Raw genomic sequence first — 20,676 nt, forward strand, 5'->3', positions numbered from 1 at the left:
TCCCGTGCGCGTAACGGGATTTCTCGGAGGTCACCCGATGAAACTCCTCGCCCCCGGACCGTTCTTCGACGTCCTGGCCGACCGCGGCACCGGAACGACGGTCCATCTGAGCCGGCCACTGGACATCGCGGACGACGGCAGGACGACGTACGACATCCCGGACCTGGCCCATCTGGTGAGCCAGGCCGCGGGCTGGCTGGAGGGTCTGGGCGTGACGCCGGGCGACCGGGTCGCCGTGATCAAACCCAACCACTGGGACTACGTCCTGCTCGCCTGTGCCGCCGCCCGCATCGGCGCGGTGCCCGCGCTGATCTCCGACCGCCTCCCGGTGGAGACACTTCAGGTACTGCTCAAACGCCTCGACGCCAAGGCCCTGGTCACCACCTCGGCCACGCTGGCGGCCGCACGCGGCGCGGAGACCGACCTCACCGCCTTCACCCGCCGCACCCTCACCCTCGACGCCCCCGCACCCGGCGCGATCCCGCTCGCGGACGTGCGCGGCCACCGGACGCCGCCGCCCCGTCCACGCCCGAACGACCTGACCCTGGCCATCATGCACACCTCGGGAACCACCGGGATCCCCAAGCTGGTCCGGCACTCCGCCAGAACGCTGATCCACCGGATCGCCGCCGCCGAGGCCCGGCGCCTGCCCCTGGTGTCCACCCGGCGTGCCGACACCGTCGCCCAGGCCGCGTCGTACGCGCACGGGCGGGGCCTCGCCTGGACGATCAGCGTGTTCTGGCTCGCCCCGCGCGCGGCGGTGATCCTGGACGCCTACGACGCCCGGCTCGCCGAACCCGTCCTGCGCGCCCATCCGCCGACCGTGCTGGAGGCCGCGCCCTCGGCCTTCGTGCACTGGCAGCCGCTGGCGGCGTCGCCGGACAACCCCTTCCACGACGTGCGGCTCTACGTCAACGCCTTCGACGCCGTGCACCCGCCCACGGTACGGACGTTCCTGACCGCGACCCGGCGCCGGCTGCCGCTGTGGGTGCAGGTCTGGGGGCAGTCCGAGACCGGGCCGCTCACCTTCCGCTGCCTGACGCGCAGGTCGGTACGCACGACCGGGGAGCGCCACCCCACCACCCGGGACCTGGGGCGGACCGTGCCCGGCAAGGCCGGACTGCGCGTGGTGGACCCGACGACCCTCCAGCCGGTGGGGCGCGGCAGGCCCGGCCTGGTGCAGGCCCGTACCACAACGCTGTGCGCCGGATACGTCAGCGAACCGGAGCGGATGCGCGCCAAGTTGTCCGGGCCCTGGTTCACCACCGGGGACCTCGGCCTCATCACCCGTTCCGGCCGGCTGCTGCTGCTCGACCGCGAGGTGGACACGATTCCCGACGGCAGCTGCGTCGAGATCGAGGACGTGATCCACGACCGGCTGCCGGAGGTCGTCGAGGCGGTCGTGCTCGGTCGTGCGAGCGGACTGCCGCAGCCGGTCCTGGTGACCCGGGACGGCACGCTGGACCCCGGGGCGTGGCGGCAGGCCGTGACCGACCTTCCGCCGCTCGGCGAGCCGACGGTGCTGTCCCTGGACCAGCTCCCGCTCACCGCGACGGGCAAGGTCCGGCGGCAGGAACTGCGCGACCGGCTGCTCGACGGGGCACCGCCCTACGGCACCGGACGGTGGACCTGATCCGCACCCGGGCCCTGTCCGGGCGGTGACCGTACGCGCCACCGCCCATCCGCACGCGTGCGGCCACCCGTCCGTACCCGCACCACAACCCACCCGTACACGTGCGGCCCCCCGTCCGTCCCCACGCCTCACCGGACCTGCTGGAGCGGACCGACGAGAAGGTCGCGTCCGTGGTCGCCGGGCGCGCCGGGCGGTATCTGCCGCGCCTGACCGAGGGGACCCGCGAGGCGCACGTGGTGCGCCGACTGGTGGGGCTGCCGGAGGCGACGCCGGCCGCGCTGCGCCCCGACAGCGAGGCCATAAGCAGCAGCGCCAGGAGCATGAACACCCCGTCCAGGAAGCGGGCGGAGAGCCGTGCGCCCAGGTTGCCGAGGGCCCCGGGAGGCGGGCCCGGCGGGCGGGGGCACGTCGGCTGTCAGTATCCGTAGCCACGGTCACTGGAGGGTCGCGGAGCCCTGTCCGCACGTCAACCTCCGGGATGGTCTTGGCAGTTGCCCGCCACGAACGCCCGTGTCCCGCGTGCCCGTTCGCCGAACTGACGGGGTATTGACTGCCCTACGCTCATTAGGTTTTCCTAAGGATATGAGGGAGGACCGCAGGCTGCGCCGGCGCAACGACACCGTGCGGGAGATCCTCGACATCGCGCTCGAGGTGATGGCGGAGGAAGGCGTTGCCGCGCTGAGCATGGCCGAGGTGGCACGGCGGATGGGCATGCGGCCGCCCTCGCTCTACCAGTACTTCCCGTCCAGGACGGCCGTCTACGACGCCCTGTTCGAGCGAGGGATGCGCGAGACGGTCGACGTCCTGGAGCCGTACCGGGCCATGCTCTCGCGGGACCCGCGCGGTGCCCTCCTGGCGGGCCAGCAGGCCACCGTCGCCTGGGCGATGGCGCATCCGGTCCTGGCACAACTGCTGTACTGGCGGCCCGTGCCCGGGTTCGAACCGACCCCGCGGGCCTTCGAACCCGCGGTGCGGCAACTGGAAGTCCTGCGGGCCGCCCTCCAGACCGCGGTGCGCGCCGGGCGGTTGTCGCCGGCCGCCGCCGAGGAGGACGGGGTGGCCCTCTACACGGCGCTGATGGCCGGCGTGATCAGCCAGCAGCTCGCCAACGAGCCGTCCGCGCCGGTCGAGGAGGGCCGTTTCACCCGGCTCACGCGGACGACGGTCGACATGTTCTTCCACTTCTACGCCCCCGAGGAGGGCGAGTGCGATGACTCAGACCTACGGGGAGGCCGCACGCCTGCCGCAGACCGGCCGTGACCAGTCGGCAGCGGTCGCCGAGGCGGAAGGCCGGGCCGCGATGGACGTACTCGGCAAGCTCGGGGACGAGCACTGGCACCGTCCCACCGACTGCGTGGAGTGGGACGTGCGCACGCTGGTCTCCCACCTCGTCGCCCAGTGCGAGGACAACATCTCCCTGGCCACCATGGTGCGCAGGGAGATCACGGGCAGGCGGCGCCACCGGGGCATGGGCCCGGTCGACGCGCACATGGCGGCCCAGATCGCCGACCACGCCACCGCCTCCGGACCGGAGTTGGCCGAGCGGTTCACGCTGCTGTGGCCCCGCGCCGTACAGGCCCGTCGCCGCCGTCCGGGACTGATGCGGCGCGCCAGGGTCGCCACCGGTGTGGCCGAGGCACCCCGGATGTCCGTGGGCCATCTGCTCGACACCATCTACAACCGCGACCTGTGGATGCACCGCGTCGACCTGTCACGGGCCACGGGGCAGCCGCTCGTGGTGGGAGAGCACGACCGGCTCATCGTCGAGCAGGTGATCCGCGACCTGGCCCTGACCTGGTCCGGGGCACCCGTCGTGCTGGAGCTCACCGGGCCCGCCGGGGGCACGTGGCTGATCGGCTCGGGCGAGCCCGCGTCGGTCGTGCGGGCGGACGCCGTCGCCTATCTGCGCGCCCTGGGCGGACGCGATCCGGACGTGCCGCTGGAACTGGTCTCCGGATCCGACGCGGCCCTCGCGGCCGCCCGCCGGGCCCGGGTCGTCTTCTGATCCTCCGTCGGGCGCCCTGGGAGCGGATCCGATCGCGGTCGTGGGGCAGCCGTCGCGGTACCGACCCGCCGGTTGCCCGACCCGGTACGCTCGGCCCCCCGCTCCCAGCGGGAACTCGACGACACATGGCAGGAAGGGGTCGAAGGGCGTGCATCCCACAGTGCGGCCGGGCGACGGGGGACCGTTGCCCGAAGGGCTCGCGGAGGCGATACGTGAGACCGCCGGTGACATCGCCGCACTGCTGCGCGGCGCGGCCGACCCGGCGCTTCCCGTTCCGCGGTCGGAGTGGACGGTCGGCGAGGCGGCCGCTCATCTGGCGCTGGCCAACGAGCTGATGGCCGACCTCGCGCGCGGGCGGGAACGCCCCTACGGGGACGGCACACCGCAGAGCCTGGCCGCGGCCAACGCACGGGCCCTCGGCGGGTTCGAGGAGCGCCGGTCCGAGCCACTCGCGGCGATGATCGCGGAACAGGCCGAGGCGTTCCTGGACGCCGTGGACCGGGCCGCGGACGACCCGGCGCTCGTCACGCCGCTGGGCCCCATGGGCAGGGCCACGCTCGCGTCCTACCTTCTGACGCACATGCTGGGCCACGGCTACGACCTGGCCCGGGCCCTGGGCCGCCCGCACATGGTCGACCGTGCACGTGTCGGGTTGTGCATGCCGTTCATGCTCCTGGTCATGCCGAGGGTCACCGCCGCGTCCGCCGCGGGTAAGAGGGCGTGTTACACCATCCGCCTGCGCGGCGGCGCCGCGTTCGGCGTCGCTCTCGACGACGGCGCCGTGCACGTGACCACCGGGCCCGCGATCCGGCCCGACTGCACGATCCTGATCGAGCCGGTCGCCTTCCTCCTCATCGCGCTGGGCCGCCTCAACCCGTGGCGGGCCATCTCCCGGGGCCACGTCATCGCCTGGGGCCGCAAACCCTGGCTCGCGCCCCGCTTCCCGAACCTGTTCACGGCACCCTGATCGCTCCCCAGCGGCGCGGGCCCCGGCCGTCCGGTCGGCGCCGCTACGAGGAGAAGGTCTCGACGTACTCCTCGGTCTCCCCCAGCTCCGGCGCGTCGCGCAACTCGATCCGCTCCCCCAGGCGTTCCAGTTCCAGCAGGATCACGGTGTTCTCGCCCGGCACCAGGAGGGGCGCCGGGACGTACAGCGTCGTCTGGGGACCGATCTCCCAGTACCGCCCGAGCAGGAAGCCGTTGACCCAGACGAACCCCTTGCCGAAACCGGGAAATGTCAGGAAGGTGTCCGCCCGCTCGTCCACCGTGAACCGTGCCGTCGCGAATCCGGCCGGGCCCCGCGGGTCGGTGGCGGCCGCCGCGCGGCCGACCTCCTCCGCCGACCACTCGTCCAGCGGCAGCGGGTGCGCCGTCCAGCCGTGGACCATCCGGCGTCCCACCCGGACATGGCCGAGGATGCCCTTGCCCTGGCCGAGGAGCGGACCGTAGTTGATCCGCCCCTGGTTCTCGACGAGCAGTTCCAGCCGCACCCGCCGCCCCGTGCCGTGGAGGGTGAGCGAGCCGGTCTCCCGGTCGACCACCCCGGCCGGGGCGCCGTCCACGAAGACCTGGGCACGGTCGTGCAGTCCGCTGACGGTCAATTCGACGGCGCCCTGGGGAAGTTTCGGATGCGCACGGTAGAGCACCAGGCCGGAGGACTGTCCCAGTTCCTCGAAGCTCGGCGGGTGGGGTGACTCCACCGTGCGGGAGACGGCTTCCAGCCCGCCCAGCAGTTCGGCGCCCCGGACGACCGGGACGACGCGGGGTGCCAGCAGCGCGGCGTCGGTGGGCAGTGGCTGCTTCGGGAGGCCGGTCACGGCGCCGAGCCGGTCGCGCAGCGCGAAGAACTTCGGGGTGAGTCCGCCGTGTTCGGCGATCGGCGCGTCCGAGTCATAGCTGGTCACGGTCGGCTGGATGGCCTCACCGTCGTGGTTGGCGCCTGCCCAGAGCCCGAAGTTGGTACCGCCGTGGGCCATGTAGAGGCTCACCGATCCACCCGCGTCGAGGATGTCGCCCAGTGTTCCCGCCGCGCTCCGCGGCGACCGGACGTGGTGCCGCTCCCCCCAGTGGTCGAACCAGCCGTTCCAGAACTCCGCGCAGACGAACGGCTCGCCCCGGCGGCGCGCCCGCAGCAGTGCGGCGGCCTCGGCCGCCTGGGAGCCGAACGTCGCGGTCGCGAGCTCGTCGGGCAGCGTGCCGCCGTCGAGCATCAGCTCGGTCGGGCCGTCGGCCGTGAAGAACAGTTCGGTGATGCCGCGTTCCACCAGGGCGTCGCGAACCCGGCGCAGATACACGTGGTCGTCGCCGTAGCTGCCGTACTCGTTCTCGATCTGCACCGCGACGACGGGGCCTCCCCGCGCCGCCTGAAGCGCGGCGAGACGCGGGATCAACTGGTCGAACCAGCCCGCCACCGCGTCCAGGAAGGGGCCGTACGAGGACCGCGGCCGCATCCCCGGGGTGCCCGTCAGCCAGGCGGGCAGCCCGCCGTTGTCCCACTCGGCGCAGATGTACGGGCCGGGTCGCACGATCGCGTCCAGCCCGGCCTCCTGCGCGAGACGGAGGAACCGTTCGACGTCGCACCAGCCGTCGAAGCGCGCCCGGCCCCGCTGCCGCTCGTGGAAGTTCCACGGCACGTAGGTGTCGACCGTGTTCAGCCCCAGGGCGGCGAGTCGTGCCAGCCGGTCCGGCCACTGGTCGGGATGGACACGGAAGTAGTGCAGCGACCCGGCGAGGACACGGTGCGGGCGGCCGTGCCGCAGGAGTTCGCCGTCGGGATGGGACAGGGCAGGCGTCGACCGGGGCATTGGGCGTGCCTCTCTCATGGCGCGATGGTGCCCGAGGCCGGCCCGCGATCGCGGGGGCCGCGCCCGGGAACGGGTCCGGGCGGGACCGCGCTCGCAACTGCCGCCCTGCGCGTGGTTGGCTTCCTCACGGCCTCTCCTTAGACATGGGGTGGGGAGAGCGGAACCCGGCTCCTCTGCGGTCCGCCGCACGGCCGGGGCACGCTGACGTGCCGGAACTATGACACACGATGATAGCGATGCCAATGGGGGGTTGCCGACGCTGCGACGGGTGCTCCGAGCAGCACGGACACCGCTGTGCGGGCGCTATCATCGCGGTGGGACGAGCGGACGAGGGAACGCATGAAGAAGCGGAGCGAAGGCGACGGCGCCGTACGGCCCCCGGGCATGACCGATGTCGCCCGGCTCGCCGGGGTCTCCCCGCAGACCGTGTCGCGGACCCTGTCCGGCCACCCCAACGTGCGGGAGAGGACGCGGTCCAAGGTCCTCGCGGCCGTCGACCAGCTCGGGTACCGCAAGAACAACGCGGCGCGGATGCTGTCGTCCGGCCGCAGCCGCACCATCGGCGTGGTGACGCTTCAGACCACCTTCTACTCGCGCACCGCCGTGCTCTACGGCATCGAGAGCGCGGCGCGCGAGGCGGGCTACTCGGTCTCCACCGCCACCACCGCCTCCCTGGACACCTCCGCCATCGAGGCGGCGCTGGCGCGGCTCGCGGAGCAGGGTGTCGAGGGGATCGTCCTCGCCGTCCCGCTGATCCATGTGAGCAGGCGGATCGAGCAGCTCACGGGCTCGGTTCCCACCGTCACCATCGACGGTTCGCGCACCTCCGCCACCGAGGTGGTGGCCGTCGACCAGACCCAGGCCGCACGCCTGGCCACCCGGCATCTGCTGGACCTCGGGCACGAGACGGTCTGGCACGTCGCCGGTCCGCGCGAGTGGCTCGACGCGGCCAGCCGCACCCGGGGCTGGCGCGACACGCTGGAGGCCGAGGGCAGAGGCGTCCCGCCCGAGCTGGAGGGTGACTGGTCGCCCGCGTCCGGGTACCGCAACGGCCTCGTCCTGGGCCGGATCCCGGACGTCACGGCCGTCTTCGTGGCCAGCGACGAGATGGCGTTCGGAGTGATCCGGGCGCTGCACGAGCTCGGCAGACGGGTGCCCGACGACATCTCCGTCGTCGGCGTCGACGACATCGCCCTGGCCGAGTACTGCTCGCCGTCGCTGACCACCGTCGCCCAGCCGTTCACGCAGATGGGAGCTCTCGCCGTCTCCCATCTGATGCGCCATCTGGAGAACCCGGACGCCGCCCCCGAACCCGCGTCCGTCGAGCCGGCCCTGGTCGTGCGCGCGAGCACCGCGCCGATGCGGCCCGGCGGCGGCCGGTAGGGGTCCTTCCGCTCCGGCCGCGGACGGCCGGCGGCCGACGCCGTCGTCCGGCGATGCACAGCGATGCCATGTACATCGGGGAATCGCAGTCTGCATCTGGTGTTATCGATGCCATTCCCCTACTGTCTCCCCCGCCCCATCAGCGTCATGACGGCCCCGGCAGGGGCCACTCGTCGCCACTCGTCTTCCTCGCTCTCCCGTACCGGAGTCATCAGGAGGCCCCATCGTGGATGCCATCCACCCGCAACGCCCTCGACGCACACCCCGGTCAAGAACGGGCGCCGCCGCCGCGACCGCCGCGCTGCTCACCCTGGGCACGCTGTCGGCCGGCGCCCTTCCCGCCCATGCCGGCCCGGCCACCGTGTCCGCGACGGCGGCGCCGGCTCCCCCGGACCGCCCCGCGACACCGGTCGAGCTGACCGGTCCCGGCCTGAGGGTCCAGGTGGCCAAGGAGTTCCCGCAGGTCATCTCGTACACGATGGGCGGCAGAACGCTCGGCGGCCAGGCTCGGGCCCTGGACACCTTCATCGTCAACGGCACGGCGCACACCGCCACCACGACCATGACGGCGCACGGCGACCAGGCCGTCTACACCTCGGTCTTCGCCGATCTGCCGGACCTCACCATCACCTCGACGATCACGGTGACCGACGAGCGGACCGTCGTCTTCGCGGTGAAGAGCATCGGGGGCGCCGCCGCCTCCACCGTCGACCAGCTGTCGATCCCCGACCAGTCACTCGTCTCCGCCGACTCATCCTCACCGCAGACGACCCTGGCGCGTACGAAGATCTCGACGAACTCGACCACCACGGCCGACGAGTTCGTCCCGATCACCGCCGCCACGGCCCCCGACAAGGCCGCCGTCGGCACGCCGTACGGCTTCGTGAGCAACGGCGATCTGGCGGGCGGCGTCATCACCAACGCCACCGACGACTCCGCGCAGGACAACAACGACAACTGGAACACCCGCCTCCAGTCGCGGATCGTGGACGCGGGCAACGGCGCCCGGCGCGCGGAGCTGTCGGCCGGCACGTACACCTACGCGCCCCGGGGCGCCACCGACCCGCGGGTGAGGACGTTCGCCCTGCCCAAGGCGACCGTCGTACTCGCCGCGGACGCCAACGGGGACGGCCGCGTGGACTGGCAGGACGGCGCCATCGCCTACCGCGACCACATGCCCCGGCCGCTCGGCGCGGACCGGGTGCCCGAGCGCGTCGTGCAGCACATCCCGTTCAACTTCGCCAGCCAGGCGACCAATCCGTTCCTCAAGACGCTCGACAACGTCAAACGCGTCTCGATGGCCACCGACGACCTCGGCCAGTGGGTCCTGGAGAAGGGCTACGCGAGCGAGGGCCACGACTCGGCCCACCCGGACTACGGCGGCAACTACAACACCCGGGCGGGCGGCCTCGCCGACCTGAACAAGCTCACCAAGGCCGGTGCCGAGTACAACTCCGACTTCGCCGTGCACGTGAACGCCACCGAGGCGTACCCGCAGGCGAAGAACTTCAGTGAGGCCCTGGTCAAGGGCCAGGTCAACGGCTGGGACTGGCTGAACCAGTCGTACCACATCGACCAGCGCGCCGACCTGGGCTCCGGAGCCGTCCTCGACCGGTTCGAGCAGCTGCGCCGCGAGGCCCCGGGCGTCAAGGGCCTCTACATAGACGTCTACTACTCCAGCGGCTGGCTGGCCGACTCGCTGGCGGCGCGGCTGAGGACGATGGGCTTCGAGATCGCGACCGAGTGGGCCTACAAGTTCGAGGGCACGTCGACCTGGTCCCACTGGGCGAGCGACAAGGGCTACGGCGGCGCCACCAACAAGGGCATCAACTCCAACATCGTCCGGTTCATCGCCAACTCCGACCGCGACGTGTGGAACGTGGACCCGCTGCTCGGCGGCGCCAGCGTCAAGGAGTTCGAGGGCTGGACCGGCCACGACGACTTCAACGCCTTCTACCGGAACATCTGGACCGACAACCTGCCGACCAAGTTCCTCCAGCACTACCAGGTCATGAACTGGGACTTCGGCAAGTCCGCCACCCTCACCGGCGGTGTCCGGGTCGCGATGGCCGACGGCAGGCGCCAGGTGTCGACGGACGGCACGGTCGTGCTCGACGGTGACACCTATCTGCTGCCCTGGGGCGAGGCGAAGGGCGGCAACGGCACCTCCTCGCCGAGCCGGGCCGACAAGATGTACTACTACAGCGCCTCCGGCGGCACCCACACCTTCGACCTGACCCGGCAGTTCGCCTCCACCCGCAACTTCACGCTGTACAAGCTCACCGACCAGGGCCGGGTCAAGGCCGCCCAGGTGAAAGCCCAGGACGGGCGGGTGACGCTGACCGGCGACAAGGACCAGCCCTACGTCCTGGTGCCGAACGGGAACCAGGCCCCGCACCGGGACGCGCACTACGGCGAGGGCACCGGCCTGGCCGACCCCGGCTTCAACGCCGGTGACCTGGACGCCTGGAACCCGCGGGGCGGGGCGGCGGTCGCGCGCAGCGCCACCGGCGACAACGTCGCGCGGCTCGGCGCCGGCGAGTCCGGCATCTCCCAGCAGGTCAAGGACCTCAAGCCGGGCCGGCGGTACACGCTGAGCGCCCATGTCGAGGTCGCCGCAGGGCGGCGCCGCGCCGTCACACTGGGCGTGACCGGCGACGGGGTGAAGGCGCACAACGGTTTCGACACCACCCCGCTGCGGAACACCATGGCCGCCGACTCCAAGCAGGGCACCTACGCGCAGCGCGCGTCCGTCGCCTTCACCGCGCCCGCCGACGGCAAGGTCACCGTGGCGATCGGGGCGGCCGCCGGGGACGCGGCGGTCACCCTCGACGACGTACGGATCATGGCCGACACCTCCACACCGCTGCCGCGGGGCGAGAACGGCCCGACCGGCGGCACCGTGGTCGCCCACGACGACTTCGAGGGCAACCAGCCCGGTTGGGGACCGTTCGTGAAGGGCGACGCGGGCGGCTCCACCGACCCGCGCACCAGCATCAGCGACCTGCACGCCCCGTACAGCCAGAAGACCTGGAAGAACACCTACTCGCCCTACGCCTCGGGCACCCTCAAGGGTCAGGCGGTGGACGACGTCGTCGGCGGGAAGCACTCGCTGAAGGCCCACGAGGAGAACACGGGCCTGGTGTACCGGACGGTCCCCGCCACGGTGCCGTTCGTCGCCGGGCACAAGTACGCGGTCTCGTTCCGCTACCAGACCAACGTCGAGGGCCAGTGGGCCTGGGTGACGGGAGCGGACCGGGTCGGGGACGGAAAGGTGGTCTCCAAGGACATCACCCGTGAGACGCTCGCCCCCGCGCTGGACACCGCGACCTACTCCAAGGAGATCGTCGCGGGCTGCGGCGACACCTGGGTCGGCCTGCGCAAGCTCGGCGGCGCGGCCGGTACGGACTTCGTCCTCGACGACTTCCGTGTGACCGACCTCGGCCCGGTGAGCGGCGGCGCCGCCTGCGCGAGCGTGACCACCCCGGCCGGCACCGACCTGAGCCCCGGTGTGCCGGGCGAGTACGTCACGACGTTCACCAACAACGAGCAGAGCGACGTCACGAACGTCGCCCTTCGGCTCGACGGCCTGCCCGACGGCTGGACCGCGATGGTCGAGAAGCGCGACGGCAACCTCTTCGAGAGTGTGAAGCCGGGCGCGACCGTGAGCACCACCTGGATCCTGACCCCGCCGGCGAGCGCCGCGGGGACGTCGGCGACCTGGAAGGCGACTGCCGTCTACGCCGACTCCGGCGTCACCAAGACGGTGTCGGCGGACGCCAGGGCGACGGTCTCGACCGAGCCGGTCCTCTCGCCCGGCTCGATGACGGCGACCGCCGACTCGGAGAACCTCTCCTCGGGACCGGCGGAGGGCCCGGTGTCCAACGTGCTGGACGGTGACCCGGGCACCATCTGGCACACCGACTACAGTCACGGGAACGCGCCGTACCCGCACTGGGTGACGCTGAAGCCGACCGGTCCGGCCGACGTGAACGGCTTCGGCTACCTCGACCGGCAGAGCGGCGGGCAGAACGGCCGTGTGGCGGACTACGAGGTGGCCGTCTCCGACGACGGCCGCACCTGGACCACGGTGGCCGGCGGCACCCTCGTCGACTCACCGCAGATGCAGCGCGTCTCCTTCCCCTCGGTGCGCGCCTCCTACGTGAGGTTCACCGCGCTGAACGCTCTCAACGGCCAGCCGTTCGCGGCCGCCGCCGAGATGCGCGTGTACGGCACTCCGGTGGACCTGCCCACCGGGTACCCGCCGGCCGACCGGCCGTAGCGGCACCGACAGGGCCTGCCGCCACCGGTGCCTTCACCACCGGTGGCGGCGGGCCCGTCTACGGAACGTGCCGGGCCGGGCCGGTGACCACGTGGAGCAGGGACTCCAGGGGGCCGCGCCGGAACAGCCTGGTCCATGCCGTGGCCAGCAGCACGGCCGCGGCGATGAAGGCGAGGAGCACCGGAAGCGCGGACATGCCGCCGTCGTCGATCGCGGCCACGTGCCAGACGTCGGAGAGCAGCCACAGGGCGACGATGTGCAGGACGTACACGGTCAGGGCGGTCATGCCGACCGCGGCGACGGGACTGGCCGCGCGCGTGAGCCGTGGCAGCCGGTCGGCGGCGGTCAGGCACGCGGCCATCACGGCCAGGGCCACGCCCGTGTTGCCGAGGACGGAGAACGTCGTATCACTGTGCGGTGCGGCCACCAGCAGCCAGGCGGGCGGGACGTGGGACCCGGTGTCGCCGACCCGGTCGGACCACCACGCCGAGTTCGCCGCGCCGCCGTCCGTGGCGGCCGAGACGGCCGACAGGGCGCGCGGGACCAGGCGCAGGGCCAGCCAGGAGCCGCCGTATCCGAGCAGGACGAGGGCGCCGCCCGCGGCGGCCAGCCGGGACCGGACGCCGGACCGGGTGAGGTCGAGCCGGGCCACCGCCATGCCCGCGATCAGGTACGGCACCCAGGCGAGGACCGGATACCCCCCGGTGAACAGCAGCTCGATGACGCCGCCCGTGCCGGTGATCCGGGCCAGCGGGTCCCGGGCGACGACCGCGTCCGCCCAGTGCCCCTGCTCGATCGACTTCCGCACCACGTAGAGGACCTGCGGCAGGACCAGCGCACCGGCGGCGGCGATGAGCGCCAGCGCCCCGGCCCGCAGCCGGTACAGCGGCAGGACGGCCAGGAAGAGCAGTCCGTAGAAGCTGAGGATCACCTCGACGCCGGTGTCGAGGGCGGTCAGGGCGTAGCCGAGCGGGACGAGCACGGCGGAGCGGATCATGATCCTGGCCATCGCCTGACGGCCGGCCCGCCCGGTCCGGGGGCGCGGCCGGCCGGTCAGGATGATCAGCGAGAAGCCGGCCAGCAGCGCGAAGAGCGCGGACGACCGGCCCCGTGCCGTCTCCAGCAGGAACCCCACCGGCCCGCCCACGGTCACGTCGGGGCCGACATGGGCGGAGTACATGCCGAACACCGCGAGTCCGCGGGCCAGGTCGATGCCGATCAGCCGTCCCGTCGACGGGGGCCCGGCGTGGGTGGCGGTGGGCTCGGTCCCCGGCCCGGACGGCGCCTGTGACGGCACGGTCGGCGATGCGTTCTGCGTCATGTCATCAGACTCTGCCAAATTCCCGGCACGACGTACATGTATCCATTCCGGAGACACCCGGCCGACCGGCCGGAGCCGCCCCGGCCGGTCGGCGGGACCCGCGGCCGCCGGCCGGCAGGAGGCGCCTGCGGTCCGCGAGCGGACGGACACCCCTCGTGATACAGGTCGAGCGACGGGCTGCGACGAGCGGAGCGCACGTGATCCGGGTAGTGGTGGTCGACAACGAGGCCCTGGTCCGCGGGGGCTTCACGCACATTCTCAACACGGCGGACGACATCGAGGTCGTGGCGGCAGTCGACGGCGGCCGGGCCGTACGGGCGGTGCGCGGGTCGCGCCCCGACGTGGTCCTGCCGGACATCCGGATGCCCGACGTGGACGGGCTCACCGTGCTCGACGGCCGCCGGCGCCTGCCGGACCCTCCGGTGGTCGCCATGCTCACCACGTTCGACAACGACGAGTACGTGGCGACAGCGCTGTGCTCGGGCGCCGCCGGTTTCCTGCTCAAGGACACCGACCCCGAGAAACATCCTGTCCCCCCGAAGACGCGCCCGCGCAGCGACAGCGCCAGGATAGACCCGGGATGCCCGGTTGGTCGTCCGCCGGGACGGCGGTCCCGCGCCGTCAGGACCTCCATCGCACATAGGACTTGAAGGCCGGACCGGGCAGCCGGGCGGCGAGGCGGTCCTGGCTGTGGCGGGACAGGCCGGCGAACGCGCAGCCGATCGCCGGGGCGGCGAGGAGCGCGATGAGGACGGCGACCAGTGCCGCGTCGAGCGCGCTCTCCCTCTGGTAGCCGCCGAGGATCAGGGCGCGGACCCGGATCCGTCCTCCCGCCTCGCCCTCCGCCCAGTGCAGGACCGCGGCCGTGTCGACGAGGCTTCTGTCCTCGGCGACGAACGACCCGGAGCAGGCCTTGCTCTTGCCTCCCCTGCCGCTCTCCTCCCGATGGCACTCGCGGGCCGTGAACATGCCCGGGGTGCCCGCCCATCCCACCGCGGAGGCGGCCACCGTGCCCAGCAGCACGATGCCGGTCAGGAACACGGCGGACCCGCACCACCACGCGAGCCGCCGGAGCGGGGCGGCCGTGGACGCGTCCGCTCGATCGGCCAGTTTCCGCAGGGTCCGCTGCCGGTCCGCGCCGATGCCCCATCGGGCACCCCCCGGGGCGCCGGGCGCGCGGTACGTGCTCGCGCGGCCGGCCGCGGCCCTGCGGCGCAGCGCTCTCCGGCGCCGCGCCGACCTGTTGCGTGACCTCGCCACACCTGCCTCCCGCCCGACCGCGGCGTCGCCGCCGGCACGCCGGCTTCGTCGTCGACGTCGGCCCGGCATCGTCGCCCGTCTCAGAGGCGACTGTACGTCTCGATGTCCTCGGTGAACTCCTCGATCGCCTGCGCGGTGAGCGTGGGCCGGGTGTCGGCGATGGCGTCGAGGTAGTCCTCGGTGGTGGCCGGACGGCCCTGGCGATGCGCGACCTCGCGTTCGAACGCCGCCTGCGCTCCCTTGCGGGCGGCGAACTCGATGTCGGCGGGGGTGAACAGCTCGCTGGCGGCGACCAGTTGTGCCACGTCCACCGAGTCGGCGGCCCGGAGATAGCGGTCCCAGATCGCCGAGCGGGCCGTCGCGTCGGGGGGTCCGATCGGGATGACGTAGTCGAACCGGCCCGGCCGCAGGAACGCCGGATCGAGGGAGCGCACCGAGTTCGTGGCGCAGGCCAGCAGCCGGGAGTCGTGCTCGCGGAAGCCCGGTATGAGCTTCAGCAGTTCGTTGGTCACCCCGTGCCCCGGGTCCACCGCCATGCCGGACCGCACACCGGCGATCTCCTCGACCTCGTCGATGAAGAGCAGCACCGTGTCCAGTTCCGCCAGATCGGCGAACACCACCCGCAGCGCCGTCGCCAGCCCCTCGCTCGTGTCGGCGGCGAGCCGGGACGGGAAGAGTTCCACGAACGGCCAGCCGAGCCGTGAGGCCACCGCCTTCGCGAAACTGGTCTTCCCGGTGCCGGGCGGGCCGAAGAGGATGACCCCTTTCGGCGGGGCGACGCCGTAGCGGTCGGCGAGGGCCGGCTCCGCCAGGGGGAGCACGACACGCCGTTCGACGACCTGCTTCTCCCGTTCCATGCCGGCCATGGCGTCCCAGAGCCCCTCGGGGAGCATGCGACCACCAAGTTCCGTGAGGGCGCCTGCGTCGGAGGGTCCCTGCGGTTCGAGTTTCTCGTAGTAGACCAGGTCGTCCCGGAGCCGGTAGCCGCAGTGTTCCAGGGCCGTGGTTCCGGCGGCGCCGGGGGGAAGCAGGGCGCTGATGCGACGCACGCCCAGTGCCCTCAGCCGCCGTTCCAGTTCGGTGAGGAGGGCGCTGCCGATGCCGCGCCGGCGCCACCGGGCGGCGAGCGCCACCAGGAGGACCCATCCTCGCTGGCCGCTCGCCCGTGCCGCGGCCATGCCCACCAGTTCGTCACCCACGACGGCGACCACGGCGTTATGTCCGGCCCGGGCCTCGGCCATCACCTCCGAGACCGGGAAGACCGGATCCTCGTTGGCCTGCCGGCTCTCCTCCCAGATCAGGATCGCCTGGTCAAGATCGTCGTCGCGATAGTCGCGCAGGTGCCATGCGGGCATCGCAACCACCTCACCGCTCCCGGCAGTCCATTGTCTCCGCTGGAGCGCCGGGCGGCGAACCATGCAGGCCGGGGTGGGTGCGACACGCATGGGTACGCACCCTTCCCGGTCCGTCAGCGTCGTGAGCCCGAGTCGAGATGGGCGAACACGACCACGTTCTCCTGGTAGCCCCCCTTGGCGCGGTCGAACTTCCCGCCGCAGGTGATCAGCCGCAGCTGGGGAGTCGCGGTGTCCGCATAGACCCTGTCGTCGGGGAAGTGCGCCTTGCTGAAGGCATCAATGGAGTCGACCTTGAAGCGGGCGACGGTGCCGTCCGCGCGGGTGATGTTCACGACGGCTCCGGGTTCGAGCGAGTCCAGCTCGGCGAAGACCGCGGGACCGGTCTTCGTGTCCAGATGACCGACGACGACCGAGGCTCCGCGCTCGCCGGGCGACGGCCCGCCCTTGAACCATCCCACCAGGTTGGTGTTGTTGGCCGGCGGCGGGTTCAGTTGTCCCGAGGCGTTGACGGACAGTTTGGTGAACGGCGCGTCCACCCCGATCTCCGGGATCGAGATCCGCGTCGGTTCCGAGCGGGGCAACGACTTGCCGGCTTTGGCGCCGGACTTGATGCCGGTCCTGGTGTGGGTTCTGGGGTCGGTCGTCGAGCCGGTCCTGGTATCGGTCGTCGTCGAGCCGCTCCTGGAGTCGGTCGTCGAGCCGGCCCTGGGATCGGTCGTCGTCGAGCCGGTCCTGGGATCGGTGGTCGTCGAGCCGCTCCTGGGGTCGGTCTTCGTGGCGGTCCTGGTGCCGGTGTCGACGCTCGGCTCCGGCGACATGGGGGCCAGGGAGGTGACCGCCGCCGGACGGTTCGTGTGCGTGGGGTGCGCCACGGGCGCGGCGACCAGGGAGTTGTGAATGAGGGCGATGCCCAGCCCGACCGCTGCCGCGGGCCACAGCAGGCGGAGCCGGAAACGACGCCTGGCGGGCTTGATCCCGCTCTGCTCCGTCTGGGGCGGCTGCTGAGAAGCCATGGACGGTGCCTTTCGTCAAGAGGTGGTACTGGCCGCGGGCGACGGTTGGGGCCGGCCGCCGCTGCCGCGGCCCGCGCTGTCCTCCTGGGGAGGTGACGCGGACCGCGGCAGCCCAGCGACGAACAAGAGCGGCCCGATCAGACCGCGGAGGGGTCCGACGCCTGACGGCGGCGGAGCATGTACGCACCGGCGCCCAGGCCGCCGAGCAGCAGCGCGGCCCCCGCCCCGAGGCCCAGGGTGTTGGAGGACTGAGCCAGACCGCCACCGCCGGCGCCCACGCCACCCTGCGGCCGGCCCTCACGGCCCTCACCACGGCCTTCGCCGCGACCCTCGCCACGGCCCTCGCCGCCGTTGTCACGGCCCTCGCGACCCTCGTCACCGTCGCCGCGCTCGTCCTCGTCACGACCACCGCGGTCGCCCTCGGCCTTCAACATGGCAAGGGCTCCGCCACCGGCCTGCACGCCACCCTGCGGCCGGCCCTCACGGCCCTCACGGCCCTCGCCACGGCCTTCGCCGCGACCCTCCCCACGGCCCTTGTCGCCCTTCTCACGGCCCTCGCGACCCTCGTCACCGTCGCCGCGCTCGTCCTCGTCACGACCACCGCGGTCGCCCTCGGCCTTCAACATGGCAAGGGCTCCGCCACCGGCCTGCACGCCACCCTGCGGCCGGCCCTCACGGCCCTCACGGCCCTGACCACGGCCTTCGCCGCGACCCTCGCCACGGCCCTTGTCGCGACCCTCCCCACGGCCCTCGCCGCCGTTGTCGCGGCCCTCGCCGCCCTTGTCGCCGTAGTCGCGGCCTTCGTCGTCTCCGCGGTCCTCGCCCTTCTGGCCCTCGTCGCTGTCGTTGTCGTCGGAGTCCTCGCCGCCGGAGTTGTCGGCCTTGACGGCATGCTGCTGCGAGGAGGGGAGCGCGGTCAGGGTCACCGCGCTCGCAGCAGGGGCGGAGAACGCCACAGCCGCGGCCAGGGCCGCGGAGGTGAAAAGAGTACGGGTGATACGCATGGGTGTTCCTTCCGTCAGGACTGCGAGAGCCGGCCCAACGCCCACTCAATCGGGAATCGCAGCCGCGACGTGATCACCTTCAGCGGAATCCTGACGCCCCACCACCTGAGCGTCGCATTCGGACTACTGACGCCCTCTCCATACCTCCGCACGAGGGAACGAGGACGTCCTTGGCCGCTGCTGCCCCTCGCTCAGGTCGGGAAGGGCCCAATCCCGTTGTCCGGGTCGGTCTCCCGCTGTCCGGAGCCGTCCGCGGGCCGCCCGCGGGCCGAACGAAGCCGTGCGGGGGCCGGCGGCCCGCCCCGGCCATCCATATGGCCCACAGCCGATCGGTGACAGCCCGTCTTCAGCGTCGAACAGCCATCCGTCTTTGGTAAACCCGCGCACTGAATACGCAAAGAGGACACAAAGAATCATGAAAACACACAAAGACGCGACGGTCGCAGCATCGCCGCACGCGAGTCACGCGTTCGGAACAACGCCGGGACGGAATCGACACCCGAATGTCGTACGGCGTGTGCCGAAGCATCCCCGAAGTCGTGGGCACGTCTGCACAGATAGGTCACCGGTGCGGTCAACCCCTTGATGCGGCGAACAGGTTGAGTGGAGACCCCGGCCGGCTCCGTGCTTGGATCCTTCGCGTCGCGGGGGTGATCCAGTCGCGACCCGCACACTGTCCCCAGCGGGTCGGCCCCCGTCGGCGGACATCGGTACGAAGGGAAGTTTCATGAACACCGCTCCCCGGCTCCAGACGGCCGAGATCTCCGAGGCCGCGCTCGACGACATCTCCGGCGGTCTGAGCCCGCACGCCGGCATCGCCGCCGGCCCCACGGCGGTCTGCGACTCGGACCTGCTGGGCCAGGTCGCCGCCACCGGCGAACAGGTCCTCGGCACCGTCGGCCAGTACCGTCAGGCGAGCGTCAGCGTCTCCTTCTGAGCTGCGCTGACCAGCACTGACCAGCACTGACCTGCGCTGACCAGCGCCGAACGGCACTGACCGGCGCTGACCGACACGGATCGGCACCGGCCCGCGCCGTGGACCGGTCTCCCGGCGGGCACGGGCGACACCTGCGCCCGCCGGGCACGGCGGACCCGCCACCGGGCCACGGTTTCGGATCCCGCTTCGGCTTCGGGTGGCGCTTCAGGATCGTGGTTCCGGACCGCGGTTCCGGACCGCTCAGAGGGTCTGCCCGTCACGTCCCTCGGGGAGTATGATTTTCATCAGCCGATGAATTACTGCTCTCCTGAGAGGCAGGGCCGTGATGGAGCGGACCACGTGTTGTGTGGTGGGGGGCGGTCCCGCGGGCATGGTGTTCGCCCTGCTGCTGGCCCGGTCGGGCGTACGCGTGACCGTGCTGGAACAGCACGGCGACTTCCTGCGCGACTTCCGCGGCGACACCGTGCACCCCTCGACCTTGGCGTTGCTGGACGAGCTGGGTCTGGCCGAGCGCTTCGCGCGGCTGCCCCAGCGCCGGGTGCGCACCGTCCAACTGCCCGCCGGACCCGGCCGGTCGATGGTGACGGTCGCGGACCTCACCGCGCTTCCCGGCCCGTACAACTACGTCGCGATGGTGCCCCAGTGGGACCTGCTCGACCTCCTCGTGGACGAGGCCCGGCGCGAGCCGTCCTTCGACGTGCGCATGAACACCGAGGCGACCTCCTTCCTGATCGAGCGCGGACGGGTCACCGGGGTGCGCTACCGCACCTCCGACGGCCGCACCGGTGAACTGCGCGCGGTCCTCACGGTCGCCTGCGACGGCCGCGGTTCACTGGCCCGCTCGCGGCCGGAACTGGGGCTGCGCCGCTTCGACTGCCCCATGGACGCCTGGTGGTTCCGGCTGCCGCGGCACGAGGGCGACCCGAGCGGACTGGTCGGCGGCGCGGGCGACCGCTTCCTGACCGCGATGATCGACCGCGGGTCGTACTGGCAGTGCGCCGCGCTCATCCCCAAGGGCACCGACGCCGAGCGCCGCGCCGCCGGCCTCGACCGCTTCCTGGCCGATTTCGCCACCGCCGTGCCCTGGGTCGCGGACCGCACGCACACCCTGCGCTCCTGGGACGAGGTCAAGCTCCTGGACGTGCGGCTGGACCGGCTGCGCCGCTGGCACCGGCCGGGACTGCTGTGCATCGGCGACGCCGCGCACGCGATGTCCCCGGTCTTCGGCATCGGCATCAACCTCGCCGTGGAGGACGCCGTCGCCGCCGCCCGGCACCTGGTCGAGCCGCTGCGCCGAGGGACCGTGGGCCTGCGCGACGTACGCGCCGTGCAGCGCCGCCGCCGTCCCACCACCGTCGTCACGCAGGGGCTGCAACGGGCCGCCCACGCCGGATTCATCGCGCCCGTCCTGCGGGGGCGGCAACCCCTCGGCAGCGCCGACCGGGCCCGGCGCACCGCCGGCCTGCTCACCGGATCCCGGCTGGTCCGGCGACTGCCCGCGTACTTCCTCGCCTACGGCGCGCTGCGCGAGCGCCCACCGGAAAGCGCCGTACGCCGGCTCCGGCGGCCGTAGGACCGAAGGACCGGAAGGCCGGAAGGCCGGAAGGCCGGAAGGCCGGAAGGCCGGAAGGCCGGAAGGCCGGAAGGCCGGAAGGCCGGAAGGCCGGAAGGCCGGAAGG

Annotated in this window: 15 protein-coding genes and 1 pseudogene; 10 read left to right on the forward strand and 6 right to left on the reverse strand. The window is 72.4% G+C overall.

Annotation, left to right across the window (positions count from 1 at the left end; all coding sequences use genetic code 11):
* The first annotated feature begins 37 nt into the window (after nt 1–37).
* The 5 genes from ACWC91_RS32310 (at nt 38) to ACWC91_RS32330 (ending at nt 4,605) form a co-directional block, all read left to right on the forward strand.
* A complete protein-coding gene (locus ACWC91_RS32310) occupies nt 38–1,633 on the forward strand; it encodes a class I adenylate-forming enzyme family protein (RefSeq protein WP_450641421.1) in 1,596 nt (531 codons plus the stop codon).
* Nucleotides 1,634–1,734: 101 nt separating this feature from the next.
* On the forward strand, nt 1,735–2,061 hold the full coding sequence (locus ACWC91_RS32315) for a hypothetical protein (RefSeq protein ID WP_225077263.1): 327 nt from the start codon (nt 1,735–1,737) through the stop codon (nt 2,059–2,061).
* Nucleotides 2,062–2,215: 154 nt separating this feature from the next.
* On the forward strand, nt 2,216–2,893 hold the full coding sequence (locus ACWC91_RS32320; protein ID WP_450641423.1) for a TetR/AcrR family transcriptional regulator: 678 nt from the start codon (nt 2,216–2,218) through the stop codon (nt 2,891–2,893).
* The gene (locus ACWC91_RS32325) at nt 2,844–3,638 is read left to right on the forward strand and encodes a maleylpyruvate isomerase family mycothiol-dependent enzyme (RefSeq protein WP_225077265.1); all 795 of its coding nucleotides are present in this window, start codon (nt 2,844–2,846) and stop codon (nt 3,636–3,638) included. Before ACWC91_RS32320 ends, ACWC91_RS32325 begins: the two co-directional genes overlap by 50 nt.
* 148 nt (nt 3,639–3,786) lie before the next feature.
* Complete coding sequence (locus tag ACWC91_RS32330; RefSeq protein WP_225077266.1) at nt 3,787–4,605, forward strand: maleylpyruvate isomerase family mycothiol-dependent enzyme; 819 nt, start codon at nt 3,787–3,789, stop codon at nt 4,603–4,605.
* 43 nt (nt 4,606–4,648) lie between these two features.
* Here ACWC91_RS32330 and ACWC91_RS32335 read toward each other — a convergent pair whose 3' ends face one another.
* Entirely contained in the window at nt 4,649–6,460 is a 1,812-nt protein-coding gene (locus tag ACWC91_RS32335; RefSeq protein WP_450641425.1) for a glycoside hydrolase family 35 protein, read from the reverse strand.
* 321 nt (nt 6,461–6,781) lie between these two features.
* Between ACWC91_RS32335 and ACWC91_RS32340 the strand changes: the two genes are divergently transcribed.
* Together ACWC91_RS32340 and ACWC91_RS32345 are read left to right on the forward strand one after the other, a co-directional pair.
* Nucleotides 6,782–7,825: a LacI family DNA-binding transcriptional regulator gene (locus ACWC91_RS32340; protein ID WP_450641427.1), complete on the forward strand. Its 1,044-nt coding sequence runs from the start codon at nt 6,782–6,784 to the stop codon at nt 7,823–7,825.
* A gap of 226 nt (nt 7,826–8,051) precedes the next feature.
* Nucleotides 8,052–12,107, forward strand: a complete 4,056-nt coding sequence (locus tag ACWC91_RS32345; protein ID WP_450641429.1) for an endo-alpha-N-acetylgalactosaminidase family protein — start codon at nt 8,052–8,054, stop codon at nt 12,105–12,107.
* A gap of 58 nt (nt 12,108–12,165) precedes the next feature.
* Here ACWC91_RS32345 and ACWC91_RS32350 read toward each other — a convergent pair whose 3' ends face one another.
* Entirely contained in the window at nt 12,166–13,428 is a 1,263-nt protein-coding gene (locus ACWC91_RS32350; protein ID WP_450641430.1) for a DUF418 domain-containing protein, read from the reverse strand.
* A gap of 197 nt (nt 13,429–13,625) precedes the next feature.
* Here ACWC91_RS32350 and ACWC91_RS32355 point away from each other — a divergent pair.
* Nucleotides 13,626–13,973 (forward strand): annotated as a pseudogene (locus tag ACWC91_RS32355) (response regulator); the annotation flags it as partial.
* A 76-nt stretch (nt 13,974–14,049) separates the two neighbouring features.
* Here ACWC91_RS32355 and ACWC91_RS32360 read toward each other — a convergent pair.
* From ACWC91_RS32360 to ACWC91_RS32375, 4 genes are all read right to left on the reverse strand, one after another.
* On the reverse strand, nt 14,050–14,688 hold the full coding sequence (locus ACWC91_RS32360; protein WP_376499743.1) for a hypothetical protein: 639 nt from the start codon (nt 14,686–14,688) through the stop codon (nt 14,050–14,052).
* Between the two features lie 80 nt (nt 14,689–14,768).
* Nucleotides 14,769–16,052 carry an ATP-binding protein gene (locus ACWC91_RS32365; RefSeq protein ID WP_374113968.1) on the reverse strand — a complete coding sequence of 428 codons (1,284 nt, stop codon included), beginning with the start codon at nt 16,050–16,052 and terminating at the stop codon, nt 14,769–14,771.
* A gap of 104 nt (nt 16,053–16,156) precedes the next feature.
* Nucleotides 16,157–17,056, reverse strand: coding sequence for a class F sortase (locus tag ACWC91_RS32370; RefSeq protein WP_450641432.1), 900 nt, complete (start codon nt 17,054–17,056; stop codon nt 16,157–16,159).
* A 137-nt stretch (nt 17,057–17,193) separates the two neighbouring features.
* Entirely contained in the window at nt 17,194–18,060 is an 867-nt protein-coding gene (locus ACWC91_RS32375) for a hypothetical protein (protein WP_450641434.1), read from the reverse strand.
* A gap of 727 nt (nt 18,061–18,787) precedes the next feature.
* Between ACWC91_RS32375 and ACWC91_RS32380 the strand changes: the two genes are divergently transcribed.
* Both ACWC91_RS32380 and ACWC91_RS32385 read left to right on the forward strand, forming a co-directional pair.
* Nucleotides 18,788–18,997 carry a hypothetical protein gene (locus tag ACWC91_RS32380; protein WP_225077274.1) on the forward strand — a complete coding sequence of 70 codons (210 nt, stop codon included), beginning with the start codon at nt 18,788–18,790 and terminating at the stop codon, nt 18,995–18,997.
* A 325-nt stretch (nt 18,998–19,322) separates the two neighbouring features.
* On the forward strand, nt 19,323–20,570 hold the full coding sequence (locus ACWC91_RS32385) for an FAD-dependent oxidoreductase (RefSeq protein WP_281156194.1): 1,248 nt from the start codon (nt 19,323–19,325) through the stop codon (nt 20,568–20,570).
* Nucleotides 20,571–20,676: the final 106 nt, after the last annotated feature.

Source organism: Streptomyces sp. NPDC001204, from assembly GCF_053598035.1.